Raw genomic sequence first — 16848 nt, 5'->3', positions numbered from 1 at the left:
AAGACAGCTGCACAAGCTGCCTTTTGCCGTTTCTCAAAGTTAAAAATACAATATCACAATCTTCAGCCACTTTCAACGAGCGTTAAGAATTTGGCGGAATTTTTGATCTGTTCTGAGGGTGAACGATGCTTGGCCTTACTTTTGAGCCAGGAACAGACGTCCGAATGAGCACTTGCCATAAAGCCTTTCCATTAAAAGGAATAAACGGCCACATATAAGGCGTCTGTAAGGAACGAATGGATGTTAAATAAATAAGTAACAGCGTAAAACCGATGATCAGTCCATTCAGCTTAAAGATCGCTACTAGTGCTAATATGATCAGTCGGATAATTTTATTAGCGACACTCAGTTCATAACTTGGAGTGGTGAATGTGCCGATAGCTGCTAGCGAGACGTATAATATGACCTCTGGTGTAAATAAACCGACATCAATCGCGATTTGTCCAATTAAAACGGCCGCAATCAAGCCCATGGCAGTCGACAAGGCGGTCGGCGTATGGATCGCCGCCATTCGTAAAAATTCCACCCCAAAATCAGCAAGGAATACTTGGAGAATGACAGGAATATGAGAAGGTTTGTTAAATCCAATATAGCTTAGATTGTCTGGCAGAAGATTCGGTTCTAGAATAAAAAGAAACCAGATCGGCAAAAGAAAAGTAGAACATAAGATGCCTAAAAAACGCACCCATCTTAAAAAAGTCCCAACTGCTGGCGCCTGGCGGTATTCTTCAGCATGTTGAACATGATGAAAAATAGTGGTTGGTGTAATGATGACACTAGGAGATGTATCCGTAATGATGATGACATGCCCTTCTAATATATGGTTAGCGGCTACATCTGGGCGCTCGGTGTATCGCACAAGCGGGAAGGGATTATATCCTTGCTTAATGATAAATTCTTCTATTGTTTTATCAGACATCGTCAGTCCGTCAACTTTAATCCCAGACACTTCTTTTTCGATAATATCAACAAGATCAGGGTCAGCTATGTCTTCAATATAACAAACACAGACGTCCGCTTTAGAACGCTCACCTACTTTAAGCATTTTATATCGCAGTTTTTCATCCCGCACTCTTCTGCGAATGAGTGCTGTGTTCACAATGATATTTTCAACAAAGCCGTCTCTTGCACCTCTGACAACCTTTTCTGTATCCGGTTCCTCCGGCATTCTGCCAGGGTAGCTCCTGACGTCAATAATAAATGCGTAATTTTCACCTTCGACAACGACTGCCACAAGTCCAGACAACACTTGATCCACTGCTTCATCAAGCGTTTCAACTTTTGAGACTTGCTGATTGACAAGACGGTTTTCTACCACACGTGCAAGATCATCTGATTCAGGTTCGTTATCATTGATTTCAATCAGTTCTTTTAATAAATAGATCACATATTGTGTATCACATAATCCATTTACATAGTAAAGCTGGATTTCCTGATCATGGACATAAATTTTCCGAACGCCAAGGTCAAAGCTGAGACCCATCCCGACATTGTCTTTGAAAAAATCTTCATTTTTCTTCGGATCTCGGTACACGTGCACCTTGTCTTTCTTCATGGAAACCGCTCCTTTCTAAAATTAATTCGACTGCCTTCATTGTGATGGGGGACCCTTTGCTTAGATCATCTTTCCGTCCCATCTTGCCAATATCTCCAATGCCGACAACAATCGGAAGCTGAAGTGAATCGAGACAATACACTGTATCTCCACTCATTTTGTGTGGTTCCATTTCTGGAAGTCCATGTTTGTCAACGCCGTATTCTGTCAGTTCACCTTCCCGGTCAATGGAGACATGTACCTTTGTCCATTCCGCTTGATGGGTTTTAGATGCCACTGCAATGGCGCCAATCACTTCAATTTCAGGGTGACGTGCTACGTGCTTCATCGCCGTCTCCCCTGTTCCTTCACCTGTTAAGCCAGAATCATCAAACATGACAAACACTGGGTCATACGGCGTTTTTAAAATCATCTGGACCAGTTCTGGTCCTGTTCGTTTGCTCGGATTCCCTTTTGAGCTGGAAATACATCTTCCGCCGACTTTCTTTGCGACAAGCTCAATCGTTTTGGCAGCATATATATCTCCGTCTGTCACTAAAATGACTTTGCGTCTTTGCCCCATATTAGGTTATCCTTTCGGTTTAAAGATAAGTGCAATGATAAATGAAAATAAAATCGCAGCTGATATTCCAGCAGAGGTTAACTCAAAAATCCCAATTCCGATTCCAATAAATCCGTGGACATCAGCCTGATGCATCGCCCCATGAAGCAAGCTATGACCAAAGCTTACGATAGGCACGGTAGCACCCGCTCCTGCAAATTCAATAAATTTATCATAAATACCAAACCCGTCTAAAATCGTCCCCGCCACAACAAAGGTCGTCATGACATGTGCCGGTGTGAGTTTCAGTACATCAAGTAAAAGCTGGCCGATCACGCAAATCAGTCCGCCTGCAACAAAAGCAATCAAATAATCCATTAGCTTTCTCCTCCTGCACGCTCAAATACAACTCCGTGCGCAATGGTTGGAATGGTCTCTTTTTGCTGAACCATCATTGGGCTGAGAAGTGCCCCGGTTGCCACAACCAATACTCTTTGCAAATTCCCTGCTTTCATTTCTTGAAAGATGTGACTGAATGTCACGACAGCTGAGCAGGCACAGCCGCTACCTCCAGCGAATACATTTTGATCAGGTGTGTATATGATTAATCCGCAATCATCATGCTTCCGTCCAAGCTGAATGCCATCTTCTTTCAGAAGATCCTTTAAAATAGGCGATCCAATTCCAGATAGATCTCCAGTTAGGATGAGATCATAATCATCTACTGTTCTTCCTAAGTCTTCTAAATGTTGTTTGATTGTGTCTGCCGCTGCAGGCGCCATAGCCGAACCCATATCAAATGGATCTGTAATCCCAAGATCCATCACCCGTCCGACGGTGGCACTTGTAATTTGAATTTTGGAAGGTTCTTGGCTGATGACGACAGCACCGCTCCCTGTCACTGTACTTGTGGCTGTATCGGGTTTTTGCCCGCCATATTCTGTTGGATTACGAAATTGCCGCTCTGCCGTCGCATTGTGACTGCTTGTCGCAGCAAGTGCTCTATTGGCAAAGCCACCATCTACTAGCGCTGAGGCAATGGCGACTGATTCCATTGATGTGGAGCAGGCACCAAATAAACAAAGAAACGGGATTTTGAGTTCTCTTGCCACATAGTTGGCTGTCACGTTTTGGTTCAGTAAATCTCCTGCCAGCAGAAGGTCAATATCACTTTTTTGCAAATTCGCTTTTGATAAGGCCATTGATATGGCATCATCCATGAGCTGCCTTTCAGCCATTTCCCAGTTCTTTTGATAACAGTGCATTTCATCATAGGTTTTATCAATGAGATGACCGATTGGGCCTTCTTTTTCTTTCGGTCCTGCAGCTGTTCCTTCCGCATTCACATAAAGCTTGTGTTCAAATACCCAAGATTGCTTACCTGTTAGTTTCACGTTTTATTCCTCCTACGAAAACATCTTTTCCAAGACGTATCGAATAATCCCTACGACATATGCCGAGACGACACCAAACACAATGACGTTCCCAGCCAGTTTAAACATGTTGGTCGCTACACCTAACACAAGCCCTTCACTTTTATGCTCAAGAGCCGCACTTGTCATGCTATTTGCAAATCCTGTCACCGGGACAGCTGATCCCGCTCCAGCAAACTGGCCGATTTTATCGTAAATACCAATACCAGTTAAAATAGCAGAAATTAAAATAAGGGTCGCCACCGTTGGATTCCCTGCTGTCTTCTCATTAAAATCAAAAAAAGTAATATAGAAATTTTGCAATCCCTCGCCTATCGCACAAATCAAACCGCCGACAAGAAAAGCCTTGATGCAGTTCAGTACATAAGGAGGTTTCGGCTGATACGTTTTCACTTTAGATGGATAGTTCTCTTTTAAACTTGACACGTGTTGTTCCCTCCACATTTTTAAATATAAATAAGCCAATGAAATAGCGAGCCAAACACCTTTCCTAAGACGATGGCCATGAGCAGCAGCACAATTTTCCCGTCCATTCCAATTCTTTTCGTTAAGATAGGAAGTACATTTAACACTTCAGTGAGTGCGGCTGCAAGCATGCCGACAAAAATGCCAGATAAAAGACCGATCGGAAGCGCCAGCCATTTGGATAAATGCAAATGGACTTGACTTAAAGTAGCCCAGCCGCCAACGACCGCTCCACTTATCACGGCAGCCTCATATCCTTGAATGAAACGCTGCGTTTTCGTTAATTGCATTAATCGAGGGATAATACCAAGCACTGTGAGAAACGCTACAAATCCTGCCCCTACCGTTAAACCGCCGCCGAGCCCAACAAGCACCACAAAAAGCCATTTACCGATCATGGATATCTTTCAATGTTTCTTTGTTTTCATTGAGTGCGACATAATGATCAAGATCGAGCTGATATTTAAACATTTCCACTTCAAGCGGGCTTGGCTCTTCGTTTAAACGCTTTTTAAACACATGATTGAAAAATAAAATCATGCCCAAACCGAGTCCAAAGCTATATGGAATTTGTAATAAATACGGATGCTCAACCGTGTTTCCAGTAATCATCTCGTAAAGGCGGATATGAACAAGCCGCATACTAACATCCTCATGGAAATTCATGATGGCAAGGGCCGCTCCGACAAATAAGAGAAGCCATACAAACACGAATAATACGGGGGACAGTTGGCGTTTGCCTGTATCAATTTCAACAATGGCCTCTGAGCCTCCAACCGTTTGAATGTCGATGTCAGGCCACGCTTTTTTGATCGTTTTGACCACATGCATGATATCTAACACAACGATGTGACGATCCTTTTTGCTGACATGGTATATCGGCATTTTGCTCAGCTTTTGCACAGCACTGTCATCTCCAGTGATTTGGGCAATATCCTCTAAATAGATAAGCTGATCATTACCAGTCTTAATCCGATGGCGCAGCCGAATAAAGATTTGTCCGTCCATCCAAGTCACTTCCTATACGATGGGTTAAAAATAGTATGTGGTGAAAAATGGTTCTCATACTGAAAGAACTTAATTTACCGGTAATTACCACACAAAAAAAGCCAGCCAAATTGGCTAGCTGTCTTTTTGATCCATTTGCATTTGGATTTGTTTTAAAATCTTCTTTTCAAGCCGTGAGACTTGCACTTGGGAAATTCCGAGTCTTTCTGCTACTTCTGATTGTGTTTGGTCTTTATAATACCTTAAATAGACAATCAGTTTCTCACGCTCTTCTAATTCTTTAATCGCCTCTTTTAGCGCAATTTTATCAAACCATCTTTCTTCTGAATGATCTGCAATTTGATCGAGCAACGTAATCGGATCACCGTCATTTTCATACACGGTTTCATGAATAGATGATGGTGAGCGGACCGCTTCTTGAGCAAGTACGACATCCTCAGGTGTGATGTCCAGATATTCAGCGATTTCCTGAACAGTCGGCATTCTGCCATGAGATTTAGACAATTCGTCCCTTGCCCGCCTGATTTTATTTCCAAGTTCCTTTAAAGACCTGCTGACTTTGACGGTTCCATCATCACGAATGAAACGCTGAATTTCACCAATGATCATTGGAACGGCATAGGTCGAAAACTTCACATCATAAGACAAATCAAATTTATCAACAGATTTCAGCAGGCCAATACAGCCTATTTGGAACAGATCATCTGGTTCATATCCTCTATTTAAAAAGCGCTGAACAACGGACCAAACAAGACGCATGTTTTTTTCTACGAGGAGGTCTCTTGCTTGTTGATCTCCGTCTTGGCTTTTTTTGATGAGCTGTTTCACTTCATCATTAGACAGCTGTGCTTTTTTTGCTTGCTTTTTTACCTCCACATCCATATGAGCAGCTCCTTAATTACAAAGCGCTTTGCTTTTTGATAGATGCTTTGTTAAGCGGATCGTTGTGCCCATTTCTGGAGATGAGTCCACCATGACATCATCCATAAAGTTCTCCATGATCGTAAAACCCATCCCGGAACGCTCTAAGTCTGGTTTCGTCGTAAAAAGCGGCTGCCTTGCTTCCTCAAGATCTGAAATGCCCATACCTTCATCTCGAATCGTCAGATACACAATATGGTCATCCAGCGTGACGCTAATGTGTACCTTGCCGTCTGGATTCCCGTCATACCCGTGAATGATTGAGTTCGTGACCGCCTCTGATACAACGGTTTTGATTTCTGTTAGCTCATCTAATGTTGGATCGAGCTGAGCGATGAATGCTGCCACCGTTACTCTCGCAAAGGATTCGTTTTGACTTAAAGCAGAAAAAGTCAGATTCATTTCATTTGTCATGATGCCACCCCCAATGTTTGCAGCGCAGTTTGCTCTGAAGGCTCCATACGAATAATTTTAAACAAGCCGGACATATCAAATAAACGGTTCACCGCTGGCGAGATCGCACAGACGACCATTTCACCGCCAAGTTGTTTAATTTCTTTGTATCTTCCTAAAATCACTCCGAGCCCAGAGCTGTCCATAAACGATAAATCAGCTAAATTCAGCACGATGTGGCGAATGTCCTCTGTTTCCAAATAATTCGTCACCTTTTGTCTCAATGTCTCTGCGGAGTGATGATCCAGCTCCCCTGTCAACCGAATGCAAAGTACGCTCTCTTTTATTTGAAAATCAATACCAAGGCTCATCTTTTCTTCCTCCTTGCTCTATTTTCGGATAAAGAATGTTTCTCTTTCTTCACATGCAAATCCTTCACCATGACAAAACTAGTGATCATTCGTCACATTTAGATGTTCTTTTCGTTCATAGCAAAAAAGACTGCCAGTTGCAGCAGTCTTTCACCTTTTACTTCCATTTAACAAATTCGGCCATCGCCCGTTTGAAGAACGTCCAAACACCGGCTTTTTCCATATCTTCTTTCGCTTCAACAGGACTTTCATGAAGCACTTTTCCATCTTTTTTCAAGATGATGGTGCCAAGTTTCGTTCCTTTTGAAAATGGGGCTGTGACATCTTGAGTTAATTTAATTTCTTTTTTGATCTGATCGACATTTTCGCCTTTTTTCGTTAGAAGAGAAATCGGTTCAGACGTGACAAGCTGAATTTTTTTCTTTTTCCCTTTGCTCACTTTGATCTCTGCTACATCTTGACCACGCTTGTACAGAGGATGCGTTGTATACTGACTAAAGGCGTAATCCAGCATTTTGACGACTTGGGCATTTCTGTCTTTTGGTGTACTTGCGCCGAATACAACAGCAATCACGCGCATGTTGCCTTTTTTAGCGGATGCCGTTAGACAGTATTTCGCCTCGCCTGTAAACCCTGTTTTCACCCCATCCACACCTGGATAAAATTTAATGAGACGGTTTGTATTCACAAGCCAGAATTTTTTATCCGTGTTCTGACGAAGATAGTCTTCGTATACACCTGTGAACTTGGTGATCTCTTCATATTTCAACAGCTCTTTTGCCATTTTTGCCATATCATGAGCCGTGCTGTAATGATCTTTTTCAGGAAGTCCTGTTGGATTTTGAAAGACCGTTGAGGTGAGTCCAAGCTCTTTTGCCTTTTTGTTCATTTGCTCAACAAACTGTTCTTCAGATCCAGCAATATGTTCTGCCATGGCAACTGAAGCATCGTTTCCTGACGCAATCGCAATGCCTTTTAGCATGTCTTTAACCGTCATTTCTTCTCCCGGTTCAAGGAAAATTTGTGAGCCTCCCATAGATGCTGCATGATCGCTCGTTCTTACTTTATCAGTCATTTTTAATTTTCCTTGATCCATCGCTTCCATGATGAGAAGCATCGTCATGATTTTGGTCATACTTGCAGGGGCAAGCTTTTCATCACTGTTTTTGTTGTAAAGCACTTTTCCCGTGTCACGTTCCATTAAAATCGCTGATTTGGCTTCATGCGCCAATTCTGATGTTTGTTTTTCTCCTGGCTTTTCAATCTTTTCTTTTGCCATCGCTGATGGTGGAACCATTGAGATAAGGATCATTAAAGTAAACAATGCACATATATGACGTTTCAAGTGGCAGACCTCCATTATCGTAATCCTTTCTATTTTTTCCTCATAAAGGCTGTTTTATTCAGAGATCGTTTGATTGCCATAAAAAAAAGCCCTCTGTTTCATGAACAGAAGGCTTTTTCACACGATCTATGAGAGTTGTTTGACAACATCTTTCACTAAATCAAGGAAACTTGCTTTCACTTTTTCCGTCACTTCGATCACTTCATCATGAGAAAGCGGCTGATCTAAAATACCTGAAGCCGCATTAGAGATGCATGAAATACCAAGTACTTTTATGCCTGCATGACGTGCTACAATCACTTCTGGCACAGTCGACATACCGACTGCATCAGCGCCAAGCGTTCTGAGGAAACGAACCTCTGCCGGTGTTTCATATGAAGGGCCAGTCATTCCTGCGTAAACCCCTTGCTGCACAGATATGCCTAAATGTTTAGCCGTTTTCTCTGCAAGTGCCAGCAAATCTTTATCATACGGTGCAGACATATCAGGGAAACGAACCCCTTGACTGTCGTTTGGTCCAATTAACGGATTGGTCCCCATCATATTGATATGATCTGTAATCAACATAAGATCGCCAGGATGGAAGGACGTATTCACACCGCCCGCTGCATTTGTCACAATACATGTTTCAATGCCGATTTCTTTCATTACACGGACAGGAAATGTCACCTGCTTCATATCATACCCTTCATAGTAATGGAAACGTCCTTGCATGGCACAAACGACCGTGCCTTTCAGCGTTCCAATGACGAGCTGGCCTGCATGCCCTTCTACTGTTGAAACAGGGAATCCAGGAATATCTTCATATTTCAATTTGATTGGATTTTCAATCTCATCGGCTAAAATGCCAAGACCTGAACCTAAAATCAATCCAACTGTTGGTACATATGTCGATGCTTGTTTAATATATGCCGCCGCTTCTGAAAACTGTGCTCCCACGTGATTTCCCCCTATTTGAGTTTAGATAAAAAGCTTGTTCCGTATTTTGGCAGCGTTGATTTAAAATTATCTGCTACCGTTGCCCCAAGATCAGCAAATGTTTTCGCTGTTGGTAGCTCATTCGCTTCTTGATGCTTTTTGCTGTAAGCAATAAGCGGAACGTATTCTCTTGTATGATCTGTTCCGTGATGAACCGGGTCATTTCCGTGATCTGCTGTGATCACAAGCAGATCATCCTCTTTTAATAGATCAAACACTTCAGGTAGACGTGCGTCAAATTCCTCTAGTGCCTTACCGTAGCCTTCTGGATCTCTTCTATGTCCATAAAGCGCGTCAAAATCGACCAGATTTAAGAAGCTCAGCCCAGTAAAGTCTGATTTCAGCGTCTCAACTAGCTTGTCCATTCCATCCATGTTGGATTTCGTTCTGAGTGAAGAGGTGATTCCTTCTCCATCATAAATATCAGAGATTTTTCCGATCGCAATGACATCTAGTCCATCATCTTTCAATTCATTCATGACGGTACGGTCGAATGGTTTTAATGCATAGTCATGACGATTTGGTGTTCTAACAAATGCCCCCGGCTCCCCGACAAATGGACGAGCGATGATGCGCCCTACCATATATTTTTCATCTAAAGTCAGTTCACGTGCGATTTCGCAAATGCGGTAAAGTTCGTCTAATGGCACAACTTCTTCGTGTGCAGCAATTTGCAGCACAGAATCTGCTGAAGTATAAACGATTAAATCGCCTGTTTTCATATGCTCTTCGCCAAGCTCATCAAGAATTTCTGTACCAGACGCTGGTTTATTTCCAATGATGCCGCGCCCTGTTTTTTCTTTTAATTCATTTAACAGTTCATCTGGAAAGCCGTCTGGAAAGACTTTAAATGGTGTGTCGATGTAAAGACCCATGATTTCCCAATGCCCTGTCATTGTGTCTTTCCCGTTGGATGCTTCTTGCATTTTCCCATAATACGCAAGCGGTTTTTCGTCCGCTGGAATTCCTTTAATTTCTTTAATATGACTTAGCCCAAGCTTCGCCATATTCGGCATATGAAGCCCGTTCATTTTTTCAGCAATATGTCCAAGTGTATCTGCACCTACATCATTAAAATCAGCAGCATCAGGTGCTTCCCCGATTCCTACTGAATCCATCACAATGAGGAAAATACGTTTATACTGATAATCAGGCATAAAAAAGCGCCTCCTTCAATATTCTTGTCCTTTCACCTTTCACAACTGGAGAGGTCAGACATCTCAAGTATAAACCGTTTTCAAGTCAATTGACAACCATAAACGGTCCAAACATAAAAAAGCATGATACACGTTCACCGTGCCATGCTTTACTTATGCCCTTGGATGGAATTTGTGATACACGTCTTTTAATCTTGTTTTTGTGACATGTGTGTAAATTTGTGTAGTAGAAATATCGGCATGTCCGAGCATTTCCTGTACGGCTCTAAGATCCGCACCGTTTTCAAGCAAATGTGTCGCAAATGAATGTCTGAGCGTATGAGGCGTCAGTTCTTTTTGAATACCTGCTTCTATGGCTCGTTTCTTTAAGTTCTTCCAAAAGCCCTGCCGCGACATTTTTTTTCCGTGATGATTCAGAAATAAAGCATCGGCCGGCTGTTTTTTGAGCAGCTTGTTTCTGCCTTTTTCTATATACACTTCAATCGCACTTGCAGCAGCTTCACCAATAGGCACGATTCGCTCTTTTCTTCCTTTTCCAAAACAGCGGATAAACCCCATGGTCAGATGCACATCTGCAAGAGTCAGATCAAGCATTTCACTTACGCGAATACCTGTTGCATATAAAAGTTCGAGCATGGCTTTGTCACGGTAGTCAAATGGTGTTTGCTGCTTAGGTGTATCGAGCAGCTTTTCTACCTCATCTAATGATAGAACTTTCGGTAATTTCCGCTCTGTTTTTTGTGATTCAATGTTCCATGACGGGTCATCTGTTGTCACTTTTTCACGGAGCAAAAATTGATGAAAGGAGCGTATCGATGATAGATGACGGACGGACGTTTTACTCGATTTCCCCTCGTCTTTTAACTGTTTTAAATAATGAATAATATGAAGGCGTGTGACGTCTTTTACATCTGTCAATTGTTCATGCGTCATTAAAAAAGACAAATAGCTCTGTAAATCTCTTTTATAAGAGACAATGGTATTTTCAGAGAGTCCTCTCTCTACTGTCATAAAATGAATAAAGTCGGATAATTGATCCTTCAATGGTTTCTACTCCCCGTTTTGATAAAAATAAATCAATCGATCCTGCCAGCTGTCTTGTTTCGGCTGATCCATTTCCATCACTTTTATCGCTGCACCTTCTGGTTTATCATAACGATGATAGCTTTCATATTCTGAATTTATCCATATCATAGCATAATAGAACAGGACGGTAAAACCAGTGAACAAGATAAATACTTTCATTACTTCCCCTGTTGTTTTGAGCCATTTTCGCATGTTCTTCATGTCCTTTCTCGTGTTCTCATTACTTCAGCATATGCCAGGTGGGACAAGGAATATACAGCGAACATGCAAAAAACCTTTTCATTTTGAATGAAAAGGTTCCAATTCGGATTATTTGCCGGATTCATCATCATGACACCGGTGGCAAATACCATGGAATGTCAATCTATGATCCTTAATTTTAAATTTCCAGTCGCGTTCAATAATCTCTTCAACATCTTCTAATAAATCATCTTCTATCTCATCGACTGTCCCGCATTCCATGCAGACAAGATGGTGATGGAAGTGAGCGGCTCCTTCTTTGCGAAGATCATATCGCGAAACGCCGTCTCCAAAGTTAATTTTATCAACAACTTTCAGTTCAGTAAGCAATTCTAACGTCCGATAAACAGTAGCAAGACCAATTTCAGGAGACTTCTCTTTTACGAGGAGGTATACATCTTCTGCACTTAAATGGTCTTCTTCATTCTCAAGCAGTACTCTTACTGTTGCTTCACGCTGTGGCGTGAGCTTATAGCTGGAAGAATGAAGCTGTTTCTTAATTCGATCAATCCGATTTTCCATTGACTTTCCCTCCTACGCCACATTACTTGATCATTATATCAAATGATGTGCAGAGAGCCAACTATAATCATTTTAAATTGATAAATAAATTGATTATTATTTAATAACGATTATAAAATCATCATAACAGAACACCTGCCAGCTTTTTCATCAGCATGAATGATAAGTATGATTCAAAAAAGGACGAAAGAGCAGCGAGGGTTAAAATCATCAGTAGAACAGAAGCATACCGGCCAAACCAATGGATTGGCGCTTGACTGATGGTTTTTTTCATAAAAAGCTGACCAATTAAACGAATGGAGAACGCAATCGCACAAGTTCCGATGACTAAATACGCAGGAATGAGCAAGATATTTTGAGGAAGCACCGAGACAAAAGATAGAAAAAAACCGCTAAGCCCCATTTGATTGACCAAAAAACCAACAGTAAACCCAACTACAATCCCTTTTAAAAAAATCATCAGAAAAATAAGTGGCAGGCCAATGATGGAAATTCCGAGTATCCACATGAGGCCCAAATATTTCATATGATGCAAAAAGCTTTGCAAAAACATGTCTTTTGATTCTGCTGCTTTCTCATTCGTCAGTTGACCAAAAAATTGATTTAAATAGTAGAATAAATCCTCTTTCTGACTCATTGTCATACTATTGACGATAATGGCTCCAAAAATGACGCCCATTAAAAATAGTACAGAAACAAACAAATAAATCGATACATGATCTTTCACGTGCTGAAGAAGATGTTCTTTCCAAGACTTTTTCCGCATGCGCCTTCCTCCCAAATAGTAAAGGTTACTAGATTCTATGAGAGAGCAGACGAAACATGACAGTTTTATAAAAAGAAAAACGAGAAAGCAGCTGTACACCGCTCTCTCGTTTCCTTTATCGTGCAGCTTTTTGTACGTTCACAAGCCCAGCGCCATAATAAAAAGGTTCGCCAAGTTTTGTTGCCGTTTTTGTCAGCCTTTCACGCAATTCATCATTTGTCAGATTCGGATGTTTTGATAGAATGACTGCCGCAGCACCAGCTACATGAGGTGATGCCATAGACGTTCCACTCTTATATCCATATTCGTTATGAGGAATGGTACTTAATGTTGAAACGCCTGGTGCTGATACTTCCACTTCTTCCCCAACAGAGGAATCAAAGGCTCTTTGCTTTCGTTGATCCACAGATGCGACTGCCATGACAGAGCTGTATTTGGCCGGGTAATCTATCGTATTAAGTGACCCGTAGCTCCCAGCATTTCCTGCAGATGCGACAATGAGAATCCCGTTGTCATAAGCTCGATCTACCGCTTCTTTCAGCGCCTCCGATTCACTTGCTCCCCCCATACTAATATTGATAACATCCATCTCATTCTCAATCGCCCATTCAATGCCTTTAATGATCCAGCTATAGTAGCCGTCACCATTTTCATCTGCCACTTTCACCGCATAGATCGAAGCTTTTGGTGCCACACCAACGACGCCTACTTTATTATCTAATGCTGCGATCGTGCCTGCAACGTGAGTTCCGTGTTCATGCGGGTCAACGAGCGGATCGGACTCTGTTGGAACAAAGCTGACACCACCAGTTACATGTAAATCTTCATGCTTGCCGTCGATTCCACTGTCAAGAACAGCTACTTTGACATTCTGTCCGGCATATCCTCGTTTATGTACCTTTTGTGCTTTGATGCTTTTGATGCCATAAGGAACGCTTTGACCGCTTGTTTTTGCTTTTTGGTCTTCCTCAATAAAAGTAACTTCTTTTGCTTGATGTAGTTTTTCTTTTGATGCTTCGTTCAACGAAACTTTCATCATATCTATTTTCTCTATTGATTCTTTCACATGACCGCCGGCTTTTTCAACAAGCTGTTTTTGTGTTTTGTCTTGAACGGAAGAAGAAAAACCGATCATATACTCTTTTTTTGCTTGATCCTTTGCAGATACATCTGATGCGCCGAATGTCATCGATGCCAGTAGCATACTTGCCATACAAAGCCCTGCTCCAAATGATTTGACCTTCACGATACCCACTCTCCCTTTCATTTCTTTTTGTCATTTAACTACATTTTTAGACAAAAAGAAACGACCGTTTGTCCTATTTTTTAAAATTTTTCCAATTATTTGATCTACTTGTCACAAAAAAGCAAAATAAAAATGCTTATGATCCTGTTCATAGCGATCATAAGCATTCCTGCCTTTATGTTTTTTCATCATATGCTGCAAGGCTTCTTGTTTTGTTTTTGTCTTTCTTTCGTGTGTACTAAAATGCGGCATATTTCCTCTCGATTGTTCTGGATTTCGGCTGTGCTGCCTTTGAAGGTGTTCTCTCTTTTTCTTTGCTTTGCTTTTTCCCATTTCGCAAAACCCCTTTCGTTGTCGTTATGATACATGAACGCACCTAAAAAAGATAGACGTATTCACGCCTATCTCAAATTGTTGACAAAAGGCTAAAATGTACTTGATTTTAGCCTTTTGTCTTCTTTTCAGCGTGATAGAAAACCTTTGCAGTCTAGGAAGGACAGCTACTTTCACGGAGCGAATTTGACATTCGTGAGCACCAGAGCGCAGACTGACAAAGAATGCGAGGGTTTGTCTACACGCTGAGATAGACGTATACACGCCTATCTTTCTTTTCTCACCATATCAAGATGCGGAATTCCATCCTCATCATAACAATCTGAGACAGCTTCGAAGCCAAACGATTCGTAGAACGATTTCAAATAAGCCTGTGCTTGGATTTTAATCTTTGTTTCGCCTAATTCACTGAGCTTTTTTATCGCCTGATCGAGCAGGATCTTCCCGTAACCTTTTTTCCGGCCGGCCTTCGTCACAAGGACACGACCAATGGATGCCTCTTTGTACATGATCCCGCTTTGGAAAATGCGGCAATAAGCGACAATCGTGCCGTTCTCTTTGGCGATGACATGCAGCGCCTCTTGATCACGATGATCAATTTCAGGATAAGGACATGTTTGTTCTACAACAAACACATTTACCCTTTCCATTAAAATCAAGTAAAGGTCCTCTTTAGACAGTTGTTCAAATGTGTGACATGTCCATTTAAGTTGATTCATGATTGATATCCACCTTACCGTAGACCCCGCCTCCGCCAGCGATCAGTCCAACTTCACCTCTTCTTGCTTTGATGATGTAATCGGCTGTTTTCTCAGGCAGGACCGCTTTTAATTCTTGTTCTGTTGCTTGATGAAGAATATTCATCTCTGTATGAAAGACAGCTTTTAACTTTTCTAACGTTTTGGCTCCAACACCCGGAATAAAATGAAGGGGAAGCTGGTGAACATAAGGAGGCCTTATTCCTTTGTCACTTTCTTGGTCAGCAAGCTCCTTTAACCGCTCACTCACCCCTTTTGTCATTCGGGTATGGCCGCATGCTTGGCACTTTTCTTGATCCTGACTGTCAGGTCTTACCCCGCATTTCTCACAGGTCGTATGATAATACTTTCCGAGCCGCGGAGCGAGCCCATAATTTCCAGTGATGTTTCTGCCATCTTTTCCTTGAAGCGCTAGCTCAAATTCAGCAAAGGAGGCATGATCCATTCGGATCTTCGTATATTCCCGCGCAATTTTCCCTAAAGAATGGGCATCTGAATTTGTTAAAAAAGGATAACGGTTTAGCTCACTTAGCTGGGAGGCCATAGACGTATCACAGCTAAGGCCAAGCTCAACAGCATCAATGAGTTCTGGATCGAATACTTCGGTTAAAGACGTATTGACCCCTTTGCCGTATAAACTTTTATGCGGCGTAAAAATATGGGCAGGAATAAATAATCCCCCTAGTTCCTTCACCTTATGCTGAAGCGTTCTCCCATCCACATATAACCGCTGTGAACTCAAATGCACATTTTTCATATGAAGAGAAAGCCATGCGGAAAACTCAGACATTTTACGAAGCGTGGGCATAAAGGCAAGCACATGAATCGGACCTTTTGATTGGTCATCATTGATTTCTAGCTCACTGCCTAAAAGCAAAACGGTCTTTCCAAATGATAAACCGCCATCGCTTAGTTCAGTGTACGTGCCTTCCTCTACACCTTCTATCAATTCTTCTAGTACTTCGGGAGATTGTGCATCAATGACACCAATCATCCCCATCCCTTTACTTTGAGACGCTTCAATGAGAATTTGGTCAATGGTCAGTGACCTTGCACCTGTAATTTTGACAGCCCTGCCTGTTCTTGTTCGACCAATATGAATATGGATATCTGCAAAGAATTCTCTCATTTTGTAGACTTAAGTACCTCTTGCAATTGTAAGTATTGAATGGCATAGGCTGTTTTTGCATCATAAATATGTTGTTTTTCGATGAGTTGCAGTGCTTCTTCTAGTGAGACTTCCATCACTTCGACAAATTCATCCTCATCCAGCTCTCGTTTTTCTTCAAGCGGGACGAGCTGATCAGCAAGGTAGATGTGAACAATTTCATCCGCAAACCCTGGTGATGTATAAAAGGCGGTCAGCTTTTGGAGCGCCTGAGTTGTATAACCTGTTTCTTCTTCTAATTCTCTCAGTGCTGTATGTGCCGGCTCTTCTCCTTTTTCTAATTTTCCAGCCGGAATCTCAACGATGGCTCTCTCCAGTGCTTTACGGTATTGCTTGACCAAAATGATTTTATTTTCGTCTGTACGTGCAATGACTGCTACTGCACCTGGATGTTTAATGATTTCGCGTTTGCCTGGTTTTCCGTTCGGCAATTCTACATCTTCAAGAACCAAGTCAATGATTTTTCCGTTATATAATGTTTTTGACGATAATGTTTTTTCTTCAAAGTCCTTCAATTTTGTCAGCTCCTCGTTCTACTTTCACTTTTTACTTCATTCATTTT

22 protein-coding genes are annotated in these 16848 nt (G+C 41.7%); all 22 read right to left on the bottom strand.

From position 1 onward, the window contains the following. Positions 1–82: 82 nt before the first annotated feature. Positions 83–1555 (bottom strand): spore germination protein, encoded by a 1473-nt coding sequence (locus tag ACSBQP_RS02115; RefSeq protein ID WP_007501043.1) that lies wholly within the window; start codon positions 1553–1555, stop codon positions 83–85. Next, positions 1509–2117, bottom strand: coding sequence for a stage V sporulation protein AE (locus tag ACSBQP_RS02110; protein ID WP_007501044.1), 609 nt, complete (start codon positions 2115–2117; stop codon positions 1509–1511). Before ACSBQP_RS02110 ends, ACSBQP_RS02115 begins: the two co-directional genes overlap by 47 nt. A 6-nt stretch (positions 2118–2123) precedes the next feature. Then, positions 2124–2474, bottom strand: coding sequence for a stage V sporulation protein AE (spoVAE, locus tag ACSBQP_RS02105; RefSeq protein ID WP_007501045.1), 351 nt, complete (start codon positions 2472–2474; stop codon positions 2124–2126). After that, a complete protein-coding gene (gene spoVAD / locus ACSBQP_RS02100) occupies positions 2474–3490 on the bottom strand; it encodes a stage V sporulation protein AD (RefSeq protein WP_035390725.1) in 1017 nt (338 codons plus the stop codon). Before spoVAD ends, spoVAE begins: the two co-directional genes overlap by 1 nt. Positions 3491–3502: 12 nt before the next feature. Then, entirely contained in the window at positions 3503–3955 is a 453-nt protein-coding gene (gene spoVAC, locus ACSBQP_RS02095; protein ID WP_019743094.1) for a stage V sporulation protein AC, read from the bottom strand. 20 nt (positions 3956–3975) lie between these two features. Further along, positions 3976–4392 (bottom strand): stage V sporulation protein AB, encoded by a 417-nt coding sequence (locus ACSBQP_RS02090; protein WP_007501049.1) that lies wholly within the window; start codon positions 4390–4392, stop codon positions 3976–3978. Beyond that, positions 4382–5002 carry a stage V sporulation protein AA gene (locus ACSBQP_RS02085; RefSeq protein WP_046343891.1) on the bottom strand — a complete coding sequence of 207 codons (621 nt, stop codon included), beginning with the start codon at positions 5000–5002 and terminating at the stop codon, positions 4382–4384. The genes ACSBQP_RS02090 and ACSBQP_RS02085 overlap by 11 nt, the downstream gene beginning before the upstream one ends. Before the next feature lie 114 nt (positions 5003–5116). Further along, a complete protein-coding gene (sigF, locus tag ACSBQP_RS02080; protein ID WP_007501051.1) occupies positions 5117–5884 on the bottom strand; it encodes an RNA polymerase sporulation sigma factor SigF in 768 nt (255 codons plus the stop codon). A gap of 12 nt (positions 5885–5896) precedes the next feature. Next, complete coding sequence (gene spoIIAB / locus ACSBQP_RS02075; RefSeq protein WP_007501052.1) at positions 5897–6337, bottom strand: anti-sigma F factor; 441 nt, start codon at positions 6335–6337, stop codon at positions 5897–5899. Beyond that, the gene (spoIIAA, locus tag ACSBQP_RS02070; RefSeq protein ID WP_008344431.1) at positions 6334–6687 is read right to left on the bottom strand and encodes an anti-sigma F factor antagonist; all 354 of its coding nucleotides are present in this window, start codon (positions 6685–6687) and stop codon (positions 6334–6336) included. Before spoIIAA ends, spoIIAB begins: the two co-directional genes overlap by 4 nt. A 157-nt stretch (positions 6688–6844) precedes the next feature. Beyond that, positions 6845–7999, bottom strand: a complete 1155-nt coding sequence (locus ACSBQP_RS02065) for a D-alanyl-D-alanine carboxypeptidase family protein (RefSeq protein WP_202986226.1) — start codon at positions 7997–7999, stop codon at positions 6845–6847. A gap of 159 nt (positions 8000–8158) precedes the next feature. Further along, complete coding sequence (locus ACSBQP_RS02060; RefSeq protein WP_008344425.1) at positions 8159–8971, bottom strand: purine-nucleoside phosphorylase; 813 nt, start codon at positions 8969–8971, stop codon at positions 8159–8161. Positions 8972–8982: 11 nt separating this feature from the next. Further along, positions 8983–10167, bottom strand: coding sequence for a phosphopentomutase (deoB, locus tag ACSBQP_RS02055; protein ID WP_017367531.1), 1185 nt, complete (start codon positions 10165–10167; stop codon positions 8983–8985). A 153-nt stretch (positions 10168–10320) separates the two neighbouring features. Beyond that, the gene (xerD, locus tag ACSBQP_RS02050) at positions 10321–11211 is read right to left on the bottom strand and encodes a site-specific tyrosine recombinase XerD (RefSeq protein ID WP_035702861.1); all 891 of its coding nucleotides are present in this window, start codon (positions 11209–11211) and stop codon (positions 10321–10323) included. Positions 11212–11217: 6 nt separating this feature from the next. Then, a complete protein-coding gene (locus ACSBQP_RS02045) occupies positions 11218–11445 on the bottom strand; it encodes a YqzK family protein (protein ID WP_008344420.1) in 228 nt (75 codons plus the stop codon). A 117-nt stretch (positions 11446–11562) separates the two neighbouring features. Further along, entirely contained in the window at positions 11563–12015 is a 453-nt protein-coding gene (gene fur, locus ACSBQP_RS02040) for a ferric iron uptake transcriptional regulator (RefSeq protein ID WP_003215577.1), read from the bottom strand. 121 nt (positions 12016–12136) lie between these two features. Then, positions 12137–12781, bottom strand: coding sequence for a stage II sporulation protein M (gene spoIIM / locus ACSBQP_RS02035; protein ID WP_025207569.1), 645 nt, complete (start codon positions 12779–12781; stop codon positions 12137–12139). A gap of 115 nt (positions 12782–12896) precedes the next feature. Then, a complete protein-coding gene (locus ACSBQP_RS02030) occupies positions 12897–14027 on the bottom strand; it encodes a S8 family peptidase (protein WP_008344415.1) in 1131 nt (376 codons plus the stop codon). Between the two features lie 111 nt (positions 14028–14138). Beyond that, the gene (locus ACSBQP_RS02025; RefSeq protein ID WP_008344413.1) at positions 14139–14360 is read right to left on the bottom strand and encodes a hypothetical protein; all 222 of its coding nucleotides are present in this window, start codon (positions 14358–14360) and stop codon (positions 14139–14141) included. 266 nt (positions 14361–14626) lie between these two features. After that, positions 14627–15079 (bottom strand): GNAT family N-acetyltransferase, encoded by a 453-nt coding sequence (locus tag ACSBQP_RS02020; RefSeq protein ID WP_048001417.1) that lies wholly within the window; start codon positions 15077–15079, stop codon positions 14627–14629. Then, entirely contained in the window at positions 15066–16247 is a 1182-nt protein-coding gene (locus ACSBQP_RS02015; RefSeq protein ID WP_019743102.1) for a TIGR00375 family protein, read from the bottom strand. The genes ACSBQP_RS02020 and ACSBQP_RS02015 overlap by 14 nt, the downstream gene beginning before the upstream one ends. Continuing rightward, complete coding sequence (locus tag ACSBQP_RS02010) at positions 16244–16801, bottom strand: NUDIX hydrolase (protein ID WP_017367536.1); 558 nt, start codon at positions 16799–16801, stop codon at positions 16244–16246. Before ACSBQP_RS02010 ends, ACSBQP_RS02015 begins: the two co-directional genes overlap by 4 nt. Positions 16802–16848: the final 47 nt, after the last annotated feature.

The sequence above is a fragment of the Bacillus sp. G402 genome (assembly GCF_051172515.1).
Classification (GTDB): domain Bacteria; phylum Bacillota; class Bacilli; order Bacillales; family Bacillaceae; genus Bacillus; species Bacillus altitudinis.
Note: the sequence above shows the minus strand (reverse complement) of the source record. Positions and strands in the feature narration are given on the sequence as shown.